15 protein-coding genes, 1 tRNA gene and 1 pseudogene are annotated in these 20,012 nt (G+C 40.4%); 9 read left to right on the top strand and 8 right to left on the bottom strand.

The genetic code is table 11. The annotated features are described in order from the left end of the window. Window positions 1-156: 156 nt before the first annotated feature. The 3 genes from H6G83_RS21175 (at window position 157) to H6G83_RS21165 (ending at window position 2,926) form a co-directional block, all read left to right on the top strand. Complete coding sequence (locus H6G83_RS21175) at window positions 157-375, top strand: chlorophyll a/b-binding protein (RefSeq protein WP_190475946.1); 219 nt, start codon at window positions 157-159, stop codon at window positions 373-375. 305 nt (window positions 376-680) lie between these two features. Further along, window positions 681-2,243, top strand: coding sequence for a cation:proton antiporter (locus tag H6G83_RS21170; RefSeq protein WP_190475945.1), 1,563 nt, complete (start codon window positions 681-683; stop codon window positions 2,241-2,243). A 119-nt stretch (window positions 2,244-2,362) separates the two neighbouring features. Beyond that, complete coding sequence (locus tag H6G83_RS21165; protein WP_190475944.1) at window positions 2,363-2,926, top strand: thioredoxin family protein; 564 nt, start codon at window positions 2,363-2,365, stop codon at window positions 2,924-2,926. On the opposite strand, the gene mazG is transcribed toward H6G83_RS21165, so the two are convergent. Beyond that, window positions 2,916-3,740: a nucleoside triphosphate pyrophosphohydrolase gene (mazG, locus tag H6G83_RS21160; RefSeq protein WP_190475943.1), complete on the bottom strand. Its 825-nt coding sequence runs from the start codon at window positions 3,738-3,740 to the stop codon at window positions 2,916-2,918. The genes H6G83_RS21165 and mazG overlap by 11 nt on opposite strands. Continuing rightward, window positions 3,715-4,317 (bottom strand): metal-binding protein, encoded by a 603-nt coding sequence (locus H6G83_RS21155; RefSeq protein WP_190475941.1) that lies wholly within the window; start codon window positions 4,315-4,317, stop codon window positions 3,715-3,717. Before H6G83_RS21155 ends, mazG begins: the two co-directional genes overlap by 26 nt. 102 nt (window positions 4,318-4,419) lie before the next feature. On the opposite strand from H6G83_RS21155, the gene H6G83_RS21150 reads away from it, so the two are divergent. Beyond that, window positions 4,420-4,492: transfer RNA gene (locus H6G83_RS21150), tRNA-Val, on the top strand. A 42-nt stretch (window positions 4,493-4,534) separates the two neighbouring features. Here the strand turns inward: H6G83_RS21150 and H6G83_RS21145 are convergent. From H6G83_RS21145 to H6G83_RS21130, 4 genes are all read right to left on the bottom strand, one after another. Further along, on the bottom strand, window positions 4,535-4,816 hold the full coding sequence (locus tag H6G83_RS21145) for a hypothetical protein (protein ID WP_190475939.1): 282 nt from the start codon (window positions 4,814-4,816) through the stop codon (window positions 4,535-4,537). A 6-nt stretch (window positions 4,817-4,822) separates the two neighbouring features. Continuing rightward, window positions 4,823-5,386: a DUF4276 family protein gene (locus tag H6G83_RS21140; protein WP_190475937.1), complete on the bottom strand. Its 564-nt coding sequence runs from the start codon at window positions 5,384-5,386 to the stop codon at window positions 4,823-4,825. Next, window positions 5,386-6,570: an AAA family ATPase gene (locus H6G83_RS21135; protein ID WP_190475935.1), complete on the bottom strand. Its 1,185-nt coding sequence runs from the start codon at window positions 6,568-6,570 to the stop codon at window positions 5,386-5,388. Before H6G83_RS21135 ends, H6G83_RS21140 begins: the two co-directional genes overlap by 1 nt. Window positions 6,571-6,994: 424 nt before the next feature. Continuing rightward, window positions 6,995-7,579 (bottom strand): Uma2 family endonuclease, encoded by a 585-nt coding sequence (locus H6G83_RS21130; protein ID WP_190475933.1) that lies wholly within the window; start codon window positions 7,577-7,579, stop codon window positions 6,995-6,997. Between the two features lie 373 nt (window positions 7,580-7,952). Here H6G83_RS21130 and H6G83_RS21125 point away from each other — a divergent pair. Continuing rightward, window positions 7,953-8,579, top strand: a pseudogene (locus tag H6G83_RS21125) (Uma2 family endonuclease). A gap of 37 nt (window positions 8,580-8,616) precedes the next feature. Beyond that, entirely contained in the window at window positions 8,617-8,823 is a 207-nt protein-coding gene (locus H6G83_RS21120) for a hypothetical protein (protein ID WP_190475930.1), read from the top strand. Between the two features lie 217 nt (window positions 8,824-9,040). Here the strand turns inward: H6G83_RS21120 and H6G83_RS21115 are convergent, their stop codons facing one another. Together H6G83_RS21115 and H6G83_RS21110 are read right to left on the bottom strand one after the other, a co-directional pair. Beyond that, window positions 9,041-11,689 (bottom strand): CHAT domain-containing protein, encoded by a 2,649-nt coding sequence (locus tag H6G83_RS21115; protein ID WP_190475928.1) that lies wholly within the window; start codon window positions 11,687-11,689, stop codon window positions 9,041-9,043. Continuing rightward, window positions 11,682-14,135 carry a two-partner secretion domain-containing protein gene (locus H6G83_RS21110; RefSeq protein ID WP_190475926.1) on the bottom strand — a complete coding sequence of 818 codons (2,454 nt, stop codon included), beginning with the start codon at window positions 14,133-14,135 and terminating at the stop codon, window positions 11,682-11,684. Before H6G83_RS21110 ends, H6G83_RS21115 begins: the two co-directional genes overlap by 8 nt. A 988-nt stretch (window positions 14,136-15,123) precedes the next feature. Between H6G83_RS21110 and H6G83_RS21105 the strand changes: the two genes are divergently transcribed. The 3 genes from H6G83_RS21105 to H6G83_RS21095 all read left to right on the top strand — a co-directional run bounded on the left by H6G83_RS21105 (window position 15,124) and on the right by H6G83_RS21095 (window position 19,888). Next, window positions 15,124-18,132 (top strand): ATP-binding protein, encoded by a 3,009-nt coding sequence (locus H6G83_RS21105; protein WP_190475924.1) that lies wholly within the window; start codon window positions 15,124-15,126, stop codon window positions 18,130-18,132. Window positions 18,133-18,141: 9 nt separating this feature from the next. Next, window positions 18,142-19,176 carry a response regulator gene (locus H6G83_RS35460; protein WP_242044717.1) on the top strand — a complete coding sequence of 345 codons (1,035 nt, stop codon included), beginning with the start codon at window positions 18,142-18,144 and terminating at the stop codon, window positions 19,174-19,176. Between the two features lie 286 nt (window positions 19,177-19,462). Next, window positions 19,463-19,888, top strand: coding sequence for a KTSC domain-containing protein (locus H6G83_RS21095; RefSeq protein ID WP_190475922.1), 426 nt, complete (start codon window positions 19,463-19,465; stop codon window positions 19,886-19,888). Window positions 19,889-20,012: the final 124 nt, after the last annotated feature.

Here is a 20,012-nt window from a genome sequence, read left to right as displayed (position 1 = left end):
TATCAGTTATCAGGTTCTGTTGACTGTTGACTGTTGACTATTGACTATGGACTGTTGACTATTGACCGATTATCTCTTTAGGCAGATTAAAGTACTTTACAATTATTCATATATTTGTTACATTACTTAATAAGATACCAAACTGGGGAAAGTTAAATGCGTACAAACAATGCCATAGTTGACGACCAAGGCTTGATGAACAACTTTGCGATTGAGCCAAAAGTATATGTAGATGAACAAGGCGATCGCACTGGGTTCACACCTTATGCAGAAGTACTCAATGGTCGTTTGGCAATGATTGGTTTTATCTCATTAATTGCCTTAGAAGTCTTTACAGGAAAAGGAATTTTCGGTCTTTTAGCAGCTTTGCAATAAAAGTAGCAGGAAACAGGGGACAGGGGACAGGGAACAGGTTTGAAAACCTCTTATTGTCCTCTTGTATCTGATGTAAGCATAAATCTTAATTTTTGTAAAAAACAGAGTTAACAAAACTAGAGGCGGGAAAGTTCCCGTCTCTAATTTTTTATGTAGGTATGTAGTGAGGACTAAAGTCCTCACTACGAACTTGATTACAGCTTGTTGGCGATGACTGACCGAAATCTCAAATTATCAAATTTAGCCGATGTCATCTAAAAATAGTCAAAGGACAATAAGGACGAAATTCTAGCAAATATTGATTTATGGTAATAGAATCAGCAATCAGTGAAGAAGCGATCGCTAGCAATCTCAAGCAGTTCCTCCTAGTCCTTTCGGTGTCCTTGGGAGTAGCAACCCTACCCCAAGTATTTAGCTGGTTTCGGCAAATACCCTACACCCTACTCTTAGTTATTGTCGGCTTAGGTTTAGCAGTTGTTGATGTCCGTCTTGTCATCCTCTCCCCCGCCTTAATTCTCTTCATTTTTTTACCACCGCTATTATTTGAAGCCGCCTGGAATTTGAAATGGTCTGACTTGAAGCGAGATTTTCTCCCCATATGTCTGTATGCAGTGTTAGGGGTGGTTATCTCCATCGCCGGAGTCGCCATTGGTTTAAATCAAATAGCCGGACTTTCCTTAACTACAGCCTTGCTTATCGGTGCTAGCTTATCTGCAACAGATCCGGTTTCTGTGACTGCTTTGTTTCGGGAGTTGGGTGTAGGTAGTCGCCTTACCACCTTAATGGAGGGTGAAAGCTTATTTAATGATGGTATGGCGGTAGTTGCCTTTGGTTTTTTGGTAGCCTTACCTTTAGGAAATGCCGAATTAGGATTTCAACCCCTGTTATTGCAGTTTTGCCAAGTTGTGGGTATCGGTTTAGCTGTCGGTGGTTTGATTGGTTTTGGTATTTCCTATCTTACCCAACGGTTTGACTTGCCAATGGTGGAACAGTCCTTAACCTTGGTTTCTGCTTATGGTACTTACTTAATTACTGAAGACTTGGGAGGTTCTGGCGTTATTGGAGTTGTGACCACAGGCTTAATTTTAGGTAACTTTGGTTCGCGCATAGGGATGAATCCCCGGACAAGGATTATTGTTTCCGAATTTTGGGAATTTTTGGCATTTTTTGTGAATTCCATTGTGTTTTTATTGATTGGCGATCAAATCCGCTTTGCTAGTTTAGGAGAAAACTTGCAAATCATCGGTATTACAGTTGTAGCGATGATTTTAATGCGAGCGATCGCACTTTATCTTCTCAGCAACATCAGTGCAACCATCACTCAATCAGCAATATCTTTACCCGACCAAACAATTCTCTGGTGGGGTGGGTTACGTGGTTCAGTTTCCATCGCCTTAGCCTTGAGTGTACCGACAATATTACCTGACAGAGAAAAAGTCATTGCCACTGTATTTGGTGTAGTTTTATTTACCCTACTCGTTCAAGGTTTAACGATTAAACCCTTACTGGAAAAACTCAACTTACTAGGCGATGCACCCTTACGCCAGCATTATTTAGAATTAGTTGCCCGTAATGTTGCCCTAGAGAGAGTTTTACAATACCTCCAAATAGAACAACGTCCAGGCATTGACCCAGAGTTTATTCGCTATCAAGAGAAACTCATCCAAGGCGAAATTGAGCAAATACAAACACAGATTGATAAATTACATGATGAATATCCCAATCTCCGGCACTTTACAGCCGAACAATTCCGTGATGAGCTATTAGCAATTGAGGCAGATACCTATGCAGAATTTGTGCGTTCTGGTCGGTTAAATAACGAACTTGCACCTTTACTAGAGAATATTTTGCCAGATACTAATCAATAGGTGATATTATGTTCCTTTAAACAATTAAAATATCCTGGGGATTGGTAATTGGTAATAGTAGAAAACAATTACCAATTAGCTATTACCCATTCCCAAATTCAAAATCAAGGTATTCTACTATGGCTTTAACTGCTTCCACGATGGTTCCACTAGGAACAAAAGCTCCAGATTTCCATCTACCAGACGTAGTTTCTGGTGAAACAATTTCTCTGTCTACCTTTGCCGATAAAAAAGCACTGTTGATCATGTTTATTTGTCGGCATTGTCCATTTGTAAAGCACATTCAAGGCGAATTAACAAAGATAGGGCAAGATTATCTCCACAGCGATTTAGGCATCCTCGCCATTAGCGCCAACGATGCCGAAAATTATCCAGATGATGCACCAGATGCTTTAAAAGCCTTGGCAATAGAATTAGGTTGGCAATTTCCCTTTTGCTATGACGAAACACAGGAAACAGCCAAGGCTTATACTGCTGCTTGTACACCTGATTTCTTTGTCTTTGATAGCTCGCGCCAGCTTGCATATAGAGGACAATTAGATGATAGCCGCCCCAGCAATGGTAAACCCGTAACTGGTGCAGATTTACGTGCAGCTATCGATGCAGTATTGGCGGGTCAAGCTGTGAGTGGTGAACAAAAACCGAGTGTGGGTTGCAATATTAAATGGAAATCTACTCCTTAGCGAGTTGGGCTTTAGCCTGTTGCCATAATGCTTCTAACTCATCCAAACTGTAATCGGAAAGGGGGCGATTGACTACCGCCTCCATTTTTTGTAACCTTTGAACGAAGCGTTGATTTGTGCCTTGTAATCCTTCGCTGGGGTCTAGATTATGCCAACGGGCTAACTGAATGACTGCAAATAGTAAATCACCTAACTCCGCCTGTTGGCGTTCTGGCGTTTCCTCAGCCAAAGCTTGTTGAAATTCCTGCAACTCCTCATGAAATTTTGCCCACACACCATCAATATTTTCCCATTCAAAACCCACAGCCGCAGCCTTTTGGGAAATCTTCATCGCTGCTGTCAGTGGTGGTAGAGTACGCCCATAGCGACTGAGTTTTTCACTCAACTTTTGACTTTCCGGTGAGGTTGCGCCTTTTTCCGCCGCCTTAATTTGTTCCCAATTTTGCCGCACCTCATCAGCGCTATTTACCGACACATCACCAAATACATGAGGATGGCGACGGATTAATTTTTGTGTAATACCTTGAGCGACTTCTTGTAGAGAAAATTGACCGTATTCACGAGCAATTTGGGCTTGTAAAACTACTTGTAATAGTAAATCACCCAACTCCTCAGCGATCGCTTCTTTATCCCCCGTCTTAATTGCATCTACAACCTCGTAAGCCTCCTCAATGACGTAAGGTGTCAGCGTTTGCGGAGTTTGTGCCAAATCCCAAGGACAACCCCCATCAGGCGATCGCAACTTAGCGACAACATCAATTAACTCTTGCAACGCCGCCAAATCACCGTTACTTTGTACTTTTTCCTCGGTCATTCGCCCTTACTCCCTTACGACGAGTTACTTTACGCTTCTTAATTTTGCCACTAGGAAGTATGCCGCGAATCCCCTGTTTGCGGAAACGCTTGTAAGCCGAACCGCCCCAATCACTGAGAGAATGACTCATAGCCCCTAATTCTAAGCCTAAGAACAGGGCAAGAAATTCGGGAGTGTAGCTGGAAAGCGATCGCCCTACAGTCCTTTCTACATCCTGCCATGTCACAGCCATATTCAAGAGCTTATCGGCAACTGCCAATATCACCAGCGTCAACACAGCCAACAAGCTACTCAGGTAGACAACCCGGAGAGTTGTGCCGATTAGCGGCCCGTGGGATAAGAAAGAGCGATGGCGGAGGCTTTTTTGATAAGGTAGCCAAATCCAACGCAGAAAACCCCAGCGTTGATATTGACGCGAGTAGATGTCTAAATCAGGGCCGAACATCAACCCCCCAAACATAAACCCACCAGCCACCAACAAAGTGACATTACCAGAGCGAGTTTGCCAAAAAGTCACACCCGCCACCATTGGTAACGCCCAGAGAGTAATGCGATCGTGCGTCCGACCAGAGGGCATTTATCGGTTCTCAAAAATTTTGCAAAATTTTTTCTCAAAAATAGTAGCGCAATCCAAAATTATTTGCTATATTATTTAATTGTGAGCGCAAACGAAAAGCGCGGGTGGTTAGCTCAGTTGGTAGAGCGCCTGCCTTACAAGCAGGATGTCACTGGTTCGAGTCCAGTACTACCCATTTTTTACTTTCTAATTGTCCGTTGTCAATGTAACACCAGTGTTATGTGTTGAGAAATTCTAGGTAAAAGGTTTTACCATCGTCGCGCCTGAGTTCCATTTTATCGCGGAGGCGTTTGGCACGGTCAAAGACGTTACCTTTATCGAGATGGTTGAGGATGCTGTTAAACTCTGTGTCGCTGAGTTTGATGTGGTTATGTTTTTCTAGTTGGGTTTTGAGGTTCGCTTTGAAGTCTTCAGCATTGCGAAGGGTGACGGGTTCGTAACCTAGTCCAGTTAGGCGATAAATCTGCTTTTGTTCTAGTTCGGCTTCGCTTTGGGTCATGTTACTCTAGTTGAGAATTTTATTGATGCCATCGAGAAAAACTTGAAAACTACGAGATTTGTTTTCAGTCAAGGATAAATAGGGCGCAATCATCCTAGAATGAGTGCCGGGATAATATTCTGAAACTAACTTTCTGAGTTCTTCTTTAGCAGAGTTGAGTTGATCGGGGTTACGAAACTTTGTTTGATTTTGTTTTTGACTCAAACTTTCGGGTTTTAGCCCATAGGCTTTTTCAACTGCAACTAAATCACCTAAAAACCAAGATTCTAGTTCATGACATATTATTCGGATCAGTATGTTTTTGTTTCCTGCATTTTGACAAATTTCTAAAAGTTCTGATTTGAGTTTTTTACAGTCATGGGAGTCTTGATCGTGAACAATAACAAATTTTGTGGCAGGGTTAAATTGAAAGGCTCTAATTTTCTTTGGTATAGATTTAGCTAAGTCCTGTTTACCTTGGTGAGGAATACAAATAAAAGAGATTTCATCAGGAATTATTTTGGGTAAGATTTCCTTTAAAACATTTTCTATAGAAGGTTCTTCTAATAAAAAAATAAGATCGTAACTCATTAGGGAGCGACTCCTTCAAACCAACCTTGATTCCAAAGATAGCCAGGTAAATCTCCAGCTTGAACTAAGTTTTTCAGGATTTCGCTATCGGTAGCTCGGAAAATTTTTGTAGTGCCTTGTTCTTTTATCAGCCAGAAAATACTGTCTAGGGGAACGGCATTCAGAAAGTCGGGGGAATGAGTAGAAACAAAGACTTGTCCGCCTCTATGGGCATAACTGGCAAATTCTTCAGCAAGTTCGTGAAGCAAACTAGGATAAAGTTGGTTTTCGGGTTCTTCGACGCAAAGTAGGGGGTGGGGTTTGGGATCGAAGAGCAAAATTAAATAGGCAAACATTTTCATTGTGCCATCAGAAACATAGCGATCAATGAAGGGATCTTTAAAAGCTTGGTCTTGAAACTTAAGGATTAATCTTCCGTCTTCTGTTTCTTTTGCTTCTACTTTAGAAATACCGGGGACTCTTTCCTGCATTTTTGTGAGGATGGTTTGGAATATATCGGGATGGTTTTGATAAATATATTGGGCAACGAGTGCCATATTATCGCCTGTGGGGGAGAGATGTTCGGCATAGAGTGCATCTTTGCTGCCTCTGGCATCGCTGATATGGAAGTCGGAAACGTGCCAATTTTCAATCAGTGAACGGAAGGCGCTGGCGGCTTTGAAACGTTGAAATTGCCCCAGTCCTTTAATTGCTAAAATATCATTGGATTCGAGTTGTTGTTCTTCACGTTCTAGTTCTTCGTCCGTTTGTTCAAAGTTTTCTTCATTGGTGATGGCATATCCTTTACCGTTTTGGAAGTCGAGAAAGTGATAGGGAGAACCGTATTCGCCGCGTTTGTAACGTAGAATTTCTCTTTTAACTAAGGGTCGTCTTTCTTCTTGTCCAACATTTAAGACATAGGTAACGAGGCGCTCTGTTTCCAGAATATTCATGCGGAATTTTAGTTCTATTTCGATATCTTCTTTTTCTTTGCCTCTAGTGACAACTTCATTAAATCCACCTCGGATCTGAAGGGCTTGACGAATGTTATTTTTTAGGGCATCGCGTAGAAAACCAAAAATATCGAATAGGGTAGATTTACCTGTACCATTGGCTCCGATGATGACGCAAAAGGTTGGAATTTCTTTGATCTCTAGAGATTCAAAGGCTCGATAATTTTTAATTTTTATAGAAACAATTTTCATCACTAAATCTGCTTTAAAAAGAAAGAATACTACTTGTCTTCCTGCTATGCTTCTATGTGTAGGAATTGGTGTTAATTTCCTTGTTTTCCCACAATCTTGCTAACTCGAAAAATACTTGCACTCGCTCGAAGACGTTGCCTTTTTTGAGTCATTATTTTCCGAATCCTGCTAAGTATTGGGGATTATGGGATAGGTCTTCGAGATCGCTATCAAGGCAGCCGATAAATTCTTTAGTCGCGTCGGCGAAGGATGTTTCGGCGGTTTCTGATGCAGTGGGTGTTTGCGGCTCGCTTGAAATTCTAGAAATTCCACAAATTCGACCACTTTTTTGTTGTTCGGGGGGAGTTGTTGGATTTTTTGGATTACGGGTTCCAGGGTTAGCATATTGGGCAATAGGTAGAAGGAAATGGGTAATGCTTTGATTCTATTCCCTATTCTCTGGTTCAAGGGTTAAACCGCGATAGACTTGTTCAATGGGAAAGTTGAGGTTAATGCTTTTGAGTTCGATTGTGTCGCCTGCTTTGTAGTTAATAATCAACCAGTCCCCTGCGTCATTTTTGTGATACAAATCGATTTCGATGCTGGTGGAACTGACTAGTAGGTAATCGATTAAGGCTGGGTTTTGGCGGTACATTCGGAATTTGCTACCTCTGTCGTAGGCTTCGGTGCTGGCGGAGAGGACTTCGACGATTAAGCAGGGGTAAGTAATATAATGGGTTGTGGTTTTGTCGCGATCGTCGCAGGTAACGCTGGCATCTGGGTAGGTATAGTTATTACTGCCAAAGATATTGACTTTGACATCAGAATTTCCAGTGATGCAACCTGTATTTTCTAAGTGGCTGTCGAACATGGCGGTGAAGCGGATGGCGATACGACCGTGATTGACACTGCCGCCGCTCATGGCGTAAACTTTGCCGTCGATGTATTCGTGTTTTTCCAGTTGGGTTGCTTCCCAGGCAAAGTAATCGTCTGGGGTGAGGTGGGGGGTGTTGTCTTTGGCTGCGATCATGGTGGGGAAACTCCTGGGTTGGATGACTCGCACACTTTCATATACAGGACTTACGCAAGTGTCACAATTGGTGGTTGGTGCGTGACGCTACAAGTCTCATGACTAGGTTCAAATATTATCGCTCCTCACACACCCTACAGAAAAAATATGCCAGTTGCGTAAGTCCTAATATAGAAAAATCTCTGCTGCACTTTGATTTTACACAAATAGATTTATCCGTAATGCCCTACTCTTGATTTAAGAAAGCACAACGCGATCGCTCTTGGGCAAGAGAAATGCGATCGCTAAAATAACAAATGCGTAGCCAGCACCTCAACAAAACTCAGTTTCCACCGCAAGCATTGCCGAAATAACTACTGGGAGCGATAAATTTATGACTCAAGCCATACGCAAACTAGTCACATTCGATGAATTCGTAGCCAAATACCCAGACAACTCTGGAAAACGCTATGAGCTGCATGATGGAGTAGTTATAGAGATGTCTCAGCCTACTGGTGAACACGAAGAAGTTATAGGTTTTTTGGCACTGAATATATCTATAGAAATTGGGCGGCTAAAACTGCCCTACTTCATTCCCAAAACAGCATTAGTTAAACCGCTTGAGAGTGAATCAGCTTACTCACCAGATGTGCTGGTACTAAACCGCCCCAATTTAGTTAATGAAACCCTTTGGAAAAAAGACTCTACTGTCAGCCTAGCTAAATCTCTACCATTGGTGATTGAAGTGGTTAGTAGTAACTGGCGTGATGATTATTTGACAAAAGTGGCTGCTTATGAAACAGTGGGAATCTCTGAATATTGGATTGTTGATTACGCCGCTTTAGGTGGTAGGCGGTTTATTGGCAATCCCAAACAACCGACAATATCAGTCTATTGACTAGTTGATGGTGAGTACCAGATCAGCCAGTTTCGTGGAAGCGATCGCATTATTTCACCCATATTAAGAGAATTGAATTTAACCGCAGAACAGATTTTTCAAACAGGAGATGTGCAAATCTAGGCATTATTTTATATGAGTTATAGCGGTTCTCGGTCTAGTGAAGTACAATTTTAACCTCTCTCCAAACCTCTCTCCTAAAAGGAGCTACGGTGTACACACAAGTCGGAAAATTCCCTTTAGTACTTGGTTTCGTCATCTAGCTTTAGGTTGTGCGATCGCTCTCTCAAACCTGTCATTGCGAGGAGGAACGACGAAGCAATTGCAAAAACCACGGGATTATGTGATTACTTCGCTCCGCTCGTAATGACAATTTAAGGGGCTATAACGCCTGAAACCCTTGTATATAGTACTTGTGTGTACACCGTAGCCTAAAAGGAGAGAGGCTTTGAATTGTTCCCCCTTCCCGCTTCGGGAAGGGGGTTAGGGGGTTAGGTCTATTTGCATACCTCTACCTCATTAGATTGAAAATGGCTATATGTCTGCGGCAAAGAAGGCGATCACACTAATGACCAATAACTAATCTATAACCAATTGCCAATCATCACATAAGCAGACCAATAACTTGGTGCGCCGTAGTTGGGATGTTTTAATAACTTTAACTGGGCGCGGCGGAGGGCTTCGGCTTTGGTGGTGCTGCTAGTTTTGAGTTGTTTATAAAATTCACCCACCAATAAAGCCGTTGATTCATCATCTATTTGCCATAAAGATGCTACTGTACTGCGTGCGCCGGCGCGGACTGCGGCTCCGGCTAAACCAAGGGCGGCGCGGTTGTCGCCGGCTGCGGTTTGACAGGCGCTTAATACTAATAGTTCGACTGCATTCGGGCGAATTTGCTCTCGACCACGCAGTAGGGTATCGAATTGAATGACGTTAATTGGCCCATCGGCTGCCAAAATGAAAGTATTTTCCGCACGGGAGCTAAACTGACCATGTGTGGCTAAATGCACTACGTTAAAGGAAACGTTTTTAACTTCTTTTTCTAGTGCTTCGCGGGTGAATTGCTGGTCTAGCAAGCTGGTGATATCCACTCCGGCGCTAGCAATTAAGTCTACTTCTGCCTTGATGGCGGGTAATGGGGAAAAGTTGGGAAAATCTGGCGGGGGTTGAGTTAGTCCGGCTGTTAAAGCTTTGAGTTGTCCTCGCTGGAGGGGTTTGGGGTCGAGGAGTTGCAAACCCACACTGAGTGCGATCGCATATTTCTCTATTAAATACTGTTTGCCATCATATAGTGCGCCTAGTGGTAAATTTCGTAACAACCCATCTGGGACAAATACTAAAGTTTTGACTCCACTGGCTGCTAGTTGTGATTCTACAGGTTTGATGAGCCAGTTATAAACTTGTTGTGCTTGTGCTTTAATAACTTTGCTAGCTGTGGGATTAACTAAATTTCTTCGCAGTTCGCTGATAACTTTGTCTACTTCTGGTTGTTTAATATCAATGCTGTGCAACTGCAAAGGTTTGTTAGGAATCTTGACGATTACCTGAATCTGTTGCGGCAAAATAATTGGGTAGAAAATGGCAGATGTGGGGTTATCTTGGTCTACTACTTTATCGAGTAACACAGCTTGACCTTGTAGGCAAGCTTCCCGAAAGAAGTTATCTAATTCTGCTAATTGTAAGGCTTCAATCCGTTGACGGGCTTTATCAAGAGTTTTTGCATCAAGTTTGTCTGGCTGGGATTGTAATAGTAATTCTACTGATTGGCGATAAACTGGTTCTACACTGTCGCGGAAGTTGAATTGCACGTCTTGGTTGACAGCTACTAGGTCACTGCGGAGAGATTTTAGGGTTTCTACTGCTGCATCATAAGCGGCGATCGCACCAGAAATATCTTTTTGCGCCCATAACAATCTTCCCAATTGCCACTCTAACCGATAGATAATGTCTGCGGCATTACTACCTTGGGCTAAAATTAATGCTTTTCTTGTGAGACTTTTTGCTTCTGCCCATTGCTGGTTTTGTTCATACAAATTGCCTAAACTTAATGTTGCATAGGCTTCTGCTCTGTTGTCCCCCAAACTTTGGGCTTGTTGGATAGCTTTTGCTAGTAACTTTGCTAAATCCTCAGTGCTGGGTATTGATGTACCATTTTTATTCAGCGCTAGGTAATCTGTATTGATCACTTTGATCAGACTTTGAGCAAAGTTAATTTGGGCGTAGATAGGAGCGCGACTGGGAGGAAGTTGATTAATTTCCTCTTGAATTGCTGGTATTAAAGTTTGCGCTTCTGTTAATTGTTGATTTTCTAGTAGTAAGCTGAGGTAGTTAATTTGAGCTTGCAGTTTTGTTAAGTGTGAGGGGGTTATGGCTACTGCTTTTTGATAGTAATTGATTGCTTGTGAAGTTTGATGTTTGGCGCGGGCGTTATTCCCCAAACTAAAGAAACTGGCGGCGATTTCTTTAGGTATTTGTAGACGCTGGGCAACTGCTAGACTTTGTTCTAAACTTGTTTGGGAATCGGTTAAATTTCCCGCTACCATTAAGGCATCACCAAGCGATCGCCATCCTACGGCTTTTTCTAATGAGTCTGGTTGTGAATGTAACTTCTCCCCAACTTCTTGTAAAATTTTCACAGCCCGACGATAAAAGCCTTGTGTCCGCCATGCTTGGGCTTGATTGATTTGCGATCGCACTTCGCCAGGAAAATTCTCAGTTTGTCGATAAATCTCTGCTGTGCGTTGCCAAGTGCTTAAAGCTGTCTCTGCTTTACCCATTGCTAGTTGCAGACGGCCTTGAATATCTAATGCTTGGGCTAATACTTGTAGGTTTGCTTGTTTGTCTGCAAGTAAATTTAAACTCTCTTTAATTGCTTGCTGTGCTTCGTTCCATGCTCCTAGTTGCTGGTATGCTAACGACAAGTTACTCAAGGTTGCAACCAGCCTGAGATGCTCACCTTTTTGCCTATATTCTTGTACAGCTTGCTGTAATATCTGCACTGCTTCGGCAAATCTGCCTGCGTCGTATAATATTTTACCTTGCTCTAACAAAGGAACTGTGGAAGTAACTGGTGTGTTTGGGGTTGATACTTTAGCCAGCACAGGCGCATTAACTGTACAAAGCAAAGCCAACAGAAAACACAAAGACAAACGGAAGAATTTGATTAACTTGCCTTTCATCTTTGCTATGCTGTTAATAACAGCACGATAACAGACCTGAGCAGTTTTATTCATGAACATGGCAGATGGTAGACGAATACCAGGGATACTGATAATTCGCAGTAGGGATGCGAGCAACTAAGATAATTTGGCCATTGTGATCAATTATCCATCCCTGTGCTTCTACAATTTTAGGGGAATCAGGGTTTTCCACAACAGTATGCGGGTAAATATTACTGCTTTGTAACAAATGATTGTGTTGGGAAGGTTGCGCGGAAGAAGGATTTTCTTGAGAGTCGCTGTTGTCAGGGGAGTTTCCGGTTTCTAGTTTTTCTTTGGAACTACTATTTGAACTACAAGTTTGAGTAATTTGCTCTGATGTGTCAAGAGGACGAGTTGGGAGTGGGAGAAATTTTCGGTTTGAGTTTACTTCAGGTGTGCTTGGTGGGAGTGTAGCTTTTAAAGAGGGTTTAGTCTGTGAGAGAGTGATGATATCGTTGCTTGCTAGGCTGGCTGAGTCAAGCTGATAGGGATCGGTAGTATTGAGAATTTGTGCAAGTTCTGCTCGACTACGGACAACTAAACCTAAAATACTTGCAGTATTAGTTGTGACTTTACCCCCCGTACCCCTAAAAGTATAGGCGGTGATGTCGCTATTTTCGTTGGGGGTCGCCACAATTAAGGGACTGTTAATTTCTATGTTGCCACCATTGCCACCAACAAAGGTAGAAATGCGACTATTACGACTGAGTTGCAAACTCTCGTTGAGGTTGAGGGTGATATTGCCACCATTACCTGAGTTAGTTTGAGTAGTTAGTTGACCTTGGTTATCTAGTTTAAGCGATCGCGCATTAATTACCAAGTTCCCCGACTCGCCGGTGACAGCAATTTTTGCACCATCTTGGACAATTAAGCGATCGCTGATAATATTTAAGTTATCGGTTGTAATTCTGGCCCCATCTGCTACAGTAAACTTTCCGGTATTAATATTTAATGTATTGTTAGTAGTTCCTGCTTGAGTAGATACAAAAATCCCACTCCGAAAAATATCTAAAGGTGAGGTTGTAGCAAATTGAGAAGCACCACTCACATAAATACTTTCTGAAGCTTTGATATTGACATTACCTCCTTGAGTACCATATCTAGCGATATTTAATATTTGTGCGCCACCTGCGATCTGCAAACGTTGAGTTTCCAAGGAAATTGTTCCCGTATTACCTGCATTCTTGGTAGCGTCACGAGCAACTTCAGCAAAAATTCCACTGGGTATATTGCCATCAGGACTTTCTCCGATTAAGTTTATAGAATCTGTAGCTTTTATGAAGATATTACCTGCATTACCTGCACCAAATGTAGAGGCTTCTATCCCTGCACCATCTGTTACTAAAAGCCGTCCAGTTTCAATATGAATATTACCACCATTACCTGTAACGTTTTGGCAATTTCCACTTAATGAGCAGACTTGTGAAGCAATAAATGCTTCTTGTCCTAGTTCTAGAGAATTTTTTGCTTTAATCCAGATATCTCCTGCTTGACCTGTATTTTGTGCGATAGTGAATATACTAGAGCCACCAGATAATTTGAGAGATTCTGTAGCATTAATAGTTAGGCGATCGCCTGATTGTACACCAAAATTAACTGCAAAAATTAGCGAATCTTCAATCCTGATATTTCTCGCTTGAATTTGTATAGCACCGCTACTATCTTGCCTTGGTAAATTATCTGTATTAATCAAAGTTCCCGCAGAGATTTTGATATCTCTAAAGTCTTTTACCCCTAAATATCCCAAAGCATAACCCTTATCAATTTCGCTCAAGCTGACAAAACTATTGCCAGCCACACTACCTAATTCAATTCTGCCACCCGGTGCTGACAAAATACTACTTTCAAGCAGTATATTACCGCCAATTAACGCCAAAGTTTTGCCATTTTCTACTTGCAAAACCAAGGGTAAATCATAAGAAATTGGTTGTTCAATATTCCCTGGATTATTACCAAATTGTAGCCCTAAAGGAACACTCACTGTTAATAAAGGAACCTGATTGGCAGCAGTCGCACTAAATTCTGTACCATCAGCAAATTTGAGGCTATTGGCTGTAGTTGCTACAAAAGAACCACCAATGTTTAAACTAGCATTTGGCCCTAAAATGATGCCGTGGGGATTGATAAAAAACAGATTAGCTCTACTTCCTCTCGTGGCTGTAATCAGTCCATCAATATAAGAGGATGTACTACCTGTTACTCTGGTAATAATATTTTGCACTCCCAAATTATGGTTAAAAATGGCAGTGTCACCTGTATAGTTGCTAGTTAAAGCAGAGAAAGAAAATTCTTGAAAACTATGAAATAAATTTACTCCCCTTTGAGTACCTCCCTCAATTACTCTCAGGTTTCCCACCTCTCTAACAGTTGAGTTATTGGGAAGTGTAGTATCGGGAATGATGTCTGCTTTTGTGGCAGTGAGGTTTAATAACCAAAAGAAAACAGTAAGATTCAATAATGATAATGCAGTTCTAAGCAAAGCGTTATCCTTTACTGCAACAACATTAAAATTAATATCCTTTTTGAGGTGATAAAAGAAGAATTTTTTTTTATGATTATTTATAGTTTTTTTAGCAATTTTGATTCTCAACCTAGTTCGCAAGGTTCTAAAAGACCCCTCTCCAAACCTCTCCCCTAGAAGGAGAGAGGCTTTAATTGTGCTACCCCTTCCCTTGAAGGGAAGGGGGCTGGGGGGTTAGGTAGGAGCGTTAACTTTTCCACATGACGTGAAAAGTCAGCGCCAGGATAAGATATTTACTAAGAAGTTCCTTATACCGTTTCTTCATGTAGCTTGTCTGGCGTAGCCATAGATGCGCTTTATTCTTGACTGTAGAGACGTTGCATGCAACGTCTCTACATTATTTATTTGGCTCAACTTCATAGAGAATTGGTATTAGCTTAAACTCAACTTGTTCAATTTACATAAACAAAATCAAGAAATAAGAAAAAATTCATATTTTAACAAACTCAGGACTTACGCAACTGGCACAATTTTAGGGTGCGTCAGATGTGGAAAATCCTTGAATTTGTACGAAATTATTGGGGCTGACGCAACCTACAGTTAGTTTGATTATGACACTTGCGTAAGTCCTAAAACTTAAAACAGTTTATATAAACTTATTTTAACAAAAATAGATAAAATTTTATGTATATTTAAGTATAAAGAAGTGGAAAAAACAAACTATGTAAATAAAAGTAAAACAAGCTGAAACCTTCTTTCCTCATAACTCCTGCCTTTTCCCAACAGTAAATATTTACGGCTACCTACTTGTATATACTAATTTACCCTAGTAATTACTTATTGCTATCGAATACAGAGTGAGACTCAGTGAAGAGTAAGGTGATTTAATACCAAGGCCGACAACAATTTTGGATTTGTTTCAAAAATATCAGTAACACATGAATTTTTAAATAAATTTGTGTTATGAATTACATAATATTATTGGGTATAAAAATTCTTGTAAAAGATGAAAGATTCAGAAGTGATTGTCCCAGAAAAATTTGATATTACAAATTGCGATCGCGAGCCTATTCATATACCAGGACTGACACAGCCGCATGGCGTGTTGATAGTTTTACAAGAACCAGAACTGACAATTTTACAAGCTAGTGAAAATACGAAGGTTTTTTTCAGTGTTTACCCAGAATTTTTCATAGGTAAACATTTAAGCCACTTAATATCACCTGAGCAAGTCAGTATAATTCAGGATGCTTTAATGCAAGAAAACCAAGTATTTATACAGTTATTGAAGATTAATCAGAATCTGTTAACTGGTAATGAAGTTGCTCATCAGCTTAAGTCTGAATTTTTTCTAGGTATGCTGCATCGCTCTGGTGACGTTTTAATCTTAGAGCTAGAAGCCCAAGAATCAAGAAAAACCAGCGATTATTTAGAAAATTATCAATTTTTAGAACAAGCGATCGCCAATATCCGTAATTCTACAAGTATGGCAGAATTGTATCGAAACATTACTCATGAGTTGAAACAAATCACCCAATTTGACAGGGTAGTGATTTATAAGTTTGAAGCAGATAACAGTGGAGTCATCATTGCTGAAGATAAAGAAAGTCATTTAGATAGCTATTTAGGACTACATTATCCAGCCTCTGATATTCCCGTGCAAGCCAGAAGACTTTACTATCAAAAATGGCTGCGACTGATCCCAGATATTAATTATCAACCTGTAAGATTGATACCCACAAACAATCCTCTGACAGATACACCGCTTGATTTGAGCGAGGCGGTATTGAGAAGTGTATCACCTTTACATATCGAGTATTTGCAAAATATGGGTGTTACAGCTACTGTTTGTGTCTCCCTGATTAATGAAAAAAGGCTTTGGGGTTTGATAGCTTGTCACCATTACACACCTAAAAACGTTAATTATGAAGTTCGCAAAATATGCGAATTGATCGGTAAGTTTGCATCCATAGAATTACTTAATCGACAAGAGCGATCGCTGCATTCTTACCGCCAACAAGTAAAATTAATTCAAGAACAGTTAAGACAGGCATTATCTGATGAGTCAGACTACATCGGGAATGTATTTAAGCGGAATGAAGCAAGTTTATTAGAATTAGTTCAGGCACAAGGGGCGGCGATTTTATTAGAGGGACAACTAACGCTACTGGGGTCTACACCAACACCAACACAGACGCAAGCGATCGTCAACTGGCTGATGAGCCAAAATGCTCAAGAGATTATATACACAGATTCCTTACCCCAACTGTATGCAAAAGCAAAGAATTTTAAAGATAAAGCTTGTGGTATATTAGCAATCTCCATTGTCCTTAATCATAGGTCATATCACATTATCTGGTTCCGACCAGAACAAATTCATACTGTTAATTGGGCAGGGAACCCTAATAAACCAGTGTCTGTTGATTCAGATAATAGCTTGCTTTTATCCCCACGCAAATCATTTGAATTGTGGAAAGAAACTGTCAAAGATAAATCATTGCCTTGGCAGCATTTTGAAATTGAAGTTGCTCAGGAAATGAAAAATAATCTGATGCTTGCTGCATTAGAATTTTCCCATGCAGCACTCAAGCAAGCAGCAGAACAAGCAGAAATTGCCAACCGCGCTAAGAGCCAATTTCTTGCCAAGATGAGTCATGAATTACGCACACCACTTAATGCTATTTTGGGGTTTACCCAACTTATAGCCCGTAATCACGCTTTATCCTATGAAGATAAGGAAAATTTAGACATCATTAGTAGAAGTGGCGAACACTTGTTAGGGTTAATTAATGATGTTTTAGAAATGTCTAAAATTGAAGCTGGTCAATTAACCTTAAATGAAAACTATTTTGACCTGCATCGTCTAATTTACTCAATTCGGGAGATGTTTGCTCTCAAAGCTTTAGATAAAGGACTCGACTTAATTATTGAATTAAGTCCAGAGGTGAATCAATATGTTTGTGGAGATGAAAATAAACTCAGACAAATATTAATTAACCTCATAGGTAATGCAATTAAATTTACTGCTACTGGTCATATAGCAGTCAAAGTTTCCTATCCTCGTGATTCTTCCCCAGCGCTAGGGAAAGTAATGATTGAATTTGCAGTTGAAGATACAGGCCCTGGAATTGATACTGAAGATATGGAGTTAATTTTTGATGCCTTTGTCCAAGCCAAGAGTGGGCGACAATTCACCCAGGGAACAGGGTTGGGTTTACCTATTAGCCGTCAGTTTGCCAGATTGATGGGGGGTGAGGTAACAGTCCAGAGTACTTTATCTCAACGTACAACTTTTACTTGTCGTGTCCAACTGAGTATAGCAGAAACCGTTGATGTTCTGCCTCTAGCACAAATTACTAGAAGAGTAATTGGTTTAGAACCAGGACAACCTCATTACCGCATTCTCATTGTTGAGGATATTCAAGAAAATCGGCAGCTGATCGTTAAACTTTTGGAGTCGGTGGGTTTTGAAGTCTGTGCGGCGGAGAACGGTTTGCAAGCAGTTAATCTTTGCCAAGAATGGGAACCGCACTTGATTTGGATGGATCTCCAAATGCCTATATTAAATGGATATGAAGCAACTAATCAAATTAGAGCTATTCCTCAAGGAGAAAATATAGCAATTATTGCTTTGACTGCAAATGCTTTTGAGGAAGATAGAAAATTTGTGTTAAAAGTTGGCTTTGATGATTTTGTCACCAAGCCTTTTGAAGAAACTATTCTCTTTGACAAAATGGCAGAATATCTCGGTGTACGTTATATTTATGCCGAAAGTTCCACTCAAAACTTACCTGAACCTAAAAAGTCATCTCTACAGTTAACAGCAGCCGATTTGCAAATTATGCCTGCTGATTGGATTGCTCAAGTCTATCATGCAGCCCTTGTTATTGATGATGAAAAACTCTATGGGTTGATCAACCAAATTCCCCAAAGTGAGCAACAACTTGCTGATGCTCTAAAAGATTTAGTTGATAACTTTCATTTAGAAACTATTATTAACCTCACCCGTCTATAGTAAAATAATATGTACATACCTCAATATTTTAATGAATCTGGCCCTATTTTACTTGTTGATGATACACCTGATAATCTGAGGTTGCTATCTAAAATTTTAGAGTCTCAGGGCTTTAAGGTAAGAAAAACTGTTAGTGGCAAGATGGCAATTCAGGCTGCACAAATCGAGCCTCCAGATTTAATTTTACTGGATATTAATATGCCAGAAATTAATGGCTATGAAGTTTGCAGACAGTTAAAGTCTCAAGAAAAAACTGCTAGTATTCCTATTATTTTTATTAGTGCATTAGACCAAGCTATAGATAAAGTAAAAGCTTTTGACCTTGGTGGGGCAGATTATATTACTAAACCTTTTCAAGAAGCGGAAGTTTTAGCTAGAGTTACACACCAATTAATTATTCATCACCAGCAGCGACAACTAAAAACACAAAACCAAAAATTACAACAAGAAATTAAGCAACGTCTACAAGTAGAGGCAAACTTAAAAAAAATTCAACGAGTTTTTGAAGAGAAAGTTGTAGAATTGACTAACCAACTCCAGCGATCGCTAGAATTAGTGGAGCAAATGCAACTGATTACAGCTAAGGTGCATGATAGCTTCGCAGAACCCAATATTTGGCAATTAGTAGTACAAGAGTTAGCTAGAAGTTTAGAACTCGATGGTTGTTATTTAACTATGTGCAACCCTGAATTTGACAATTGCACTATTACCCATCAATATCTCGATTGCCAAGATAGTAAAAGTTGTAATGTGATTGAGTCCTTGATCAACTCGCCTAAATTTTATCACCAATTACCGCCAGCAGATGTGACGCAATTTTGTTGCTGGGAACCTAACTCGATACAGGAATGGGAATGCCATCATACAATTCTCATCTACTCAATTTTTGCCACCCACGGTATTTTCGGTAATTTGTGGCTGTTGAAGAGAAACGCAGAAATGTTTTCAGAACTGGAAATTCGCCTAGTGAAACAAGTACTCTATCACTGTGCGTTAGTCCTGCGTCAATATCAAATTTATCAAACTACAGCCGTCGTCAGATAAATTTATATTTCCCACCCTAGCCTATCAAGTATTATGTGAAGTCTTTGTAAAGCCAATTGACAAGTAACAATTTATTTAGTACATATATACTATATAAGATTTTAGTTGCATCAATTTAACAGTGAACAGTCAACAGTTACCAGTTAAATACGAAGGTGAAACACCACACCAATTGGTGTATGGCGTTGGTGGCGCTTCTTTATCCCCCACCATACGTCTGATAACTGATAACTGATAACTGATAACTGTTTTAAAACTCCAATTACGCCCATAGGAGAGCAAATTCATGAAGCTATCGAAGATAGACTTGAGCAATTTAGTAGCTATCTCTCACTCTGATGGATATTTGCAATTGTTGCTCGACACAGGCGATGAATTTGAGTTTTTAGAAATTCCTGCACCAATACAAGCTTATGAAGGTTTGCAAGAACTGAACGAAATTGTTGCTGAAGCTAATGCACTTCCGCCTGAAGAAGAAGCAATTGCCATGTTACCAGTGAACTCATCAATGGCGACGGCTGTTGGCTACGATAGTGAGGAGCAAGTTTTGCAGGTAGAATTTTACAATGGTGCAGTTTATCAATATTCAGGAGTAGAAGCTGAAACTTGGGAAGATTTACAATCAGCAGACTCCGTTGGTAAATTTTTTAATCAAGAAATTAAAGGCAGATATGAGTGTGAACGTTTAGATAATATAGCAGGGGACAGGTGATAGGTTACAGGGGACAGGTTCAGAAAGCTCTTGCAGTAAAGATTTGATGATTCATCTATGTCCTAACCTATGTGGCGACTGCTATATATGTGATTTTCATCAATAGACTTCTTGCAAAAGTCTA

The sequence above is a fragment of the Anabaena azotica FACHB-119 genome, from assembly GCF_014697625.1.
Classification (GTDB): domain Bacteria; phylum Cyanobacteriota; class Cyanobacteriia; order Cyanobacteriales; family Nostocaceae; genus Trichormus; species Trichormus azoticus_A.
The sequence above is the reverse complement of the archived record's forward strand: the minus strand, read 5'-3'. Positions and strand labels throughout refer to the sequence as shown.

Excerpts from the sequence above, each read along its gene's own strand:
- H6G83_RS21175 (WP_190475946.1), top strand. The coding sequence starts at position 157 with ATGCGTACAAACAATGCCATAGTTGACGACCAAGGCTTGATGAACAAC.
- H6G83_RS21170 (WP_190475945.1), top strand. The coding sequence starts at position 681 with ATGGTAATAGAATCAGCAATCAGTGAAGAAGCGATCGCTAGCAATCTC.
- H6G83_RS21165 (WP_190475944.1), top strand. The coding sequence starts at position 2,363 with ATGGCTTTAACTGCTTCCACGATGGTTCCACTAGGAACAAAAGCTCCA.
- mazG (WP_190475943.1), bottom strand. The coding sequence starts at position 3,740 with ATGACCGAGGAAAAAGTACAAAGTAACGGTGATTTGGCGGCGTTGCAA.
- H6G83_RS21155 (WP_190475941.1), bottom strand. The coding sequence starts at position 4,317 with ATGCCCTCTGGTCGGACGCACGATCGCATTACTCTCTGGGCGTTACCA.
- H6G83_RS21145 (WP_190475939.1), bottom strand. The coding sequence starts at position 4,816 with ATGACCCAAAGCGAAGCCGAACTAGAACAAAAGCAGATTTATCGCCTA.
- H6G83_RS21140 (WP_190475937.1), bottom strand. The coding sequence starts at position 5,386 with ATGAGTTACGATCTTATTTTTTTATTAGAAGAACCTTCTATAGAAAAT.
- H6G83_RS21135 (WP_190475935.1), bottom strand. The coding sequence starts at position 6,570 with ATGAAAATTGTTTCTATAAAAATTAAAAATTATCGAGCCTTTGAATCT.
- H6G83_RS21130 (WP_190475933.1), bottom strand. The coding sequence starts at position 7,579 with ATGATCGCAGCCAAAGACAACACCCCCCACCTCACCCCAGACGATTAC.
- H6G83_RS21115 (WP_190475928.1), bottom strand. The coding sequence starts at position 11,689 with ATGAATAAAACTGCTCAGGTCTGTTATCGTGCTGTTATTAACAGCATA.
- H6G83_RS21105 (WP_190475924.1), top strand. The coding sequence starts at position 15,124 with ATGAAAGATTCAGAAGTGATTGTCCCAGAAAAATTTGATATTACAAAT.
- H6G83_RS35460 (WP_242044717.1), top strand. The coding sequence starts at position 18,142 with ATGTACATACCTCAATATTTTAATGAATCTGGCCCTATTTTACTTGTT.
- H6G83_RS21095 (WP_190475922.1), top strand. The coding sequence starts at position 19,463 with ATGAAGCTATCGAAGATAGACTTGAGCAATTTAGTAGCTATCTCTCAC.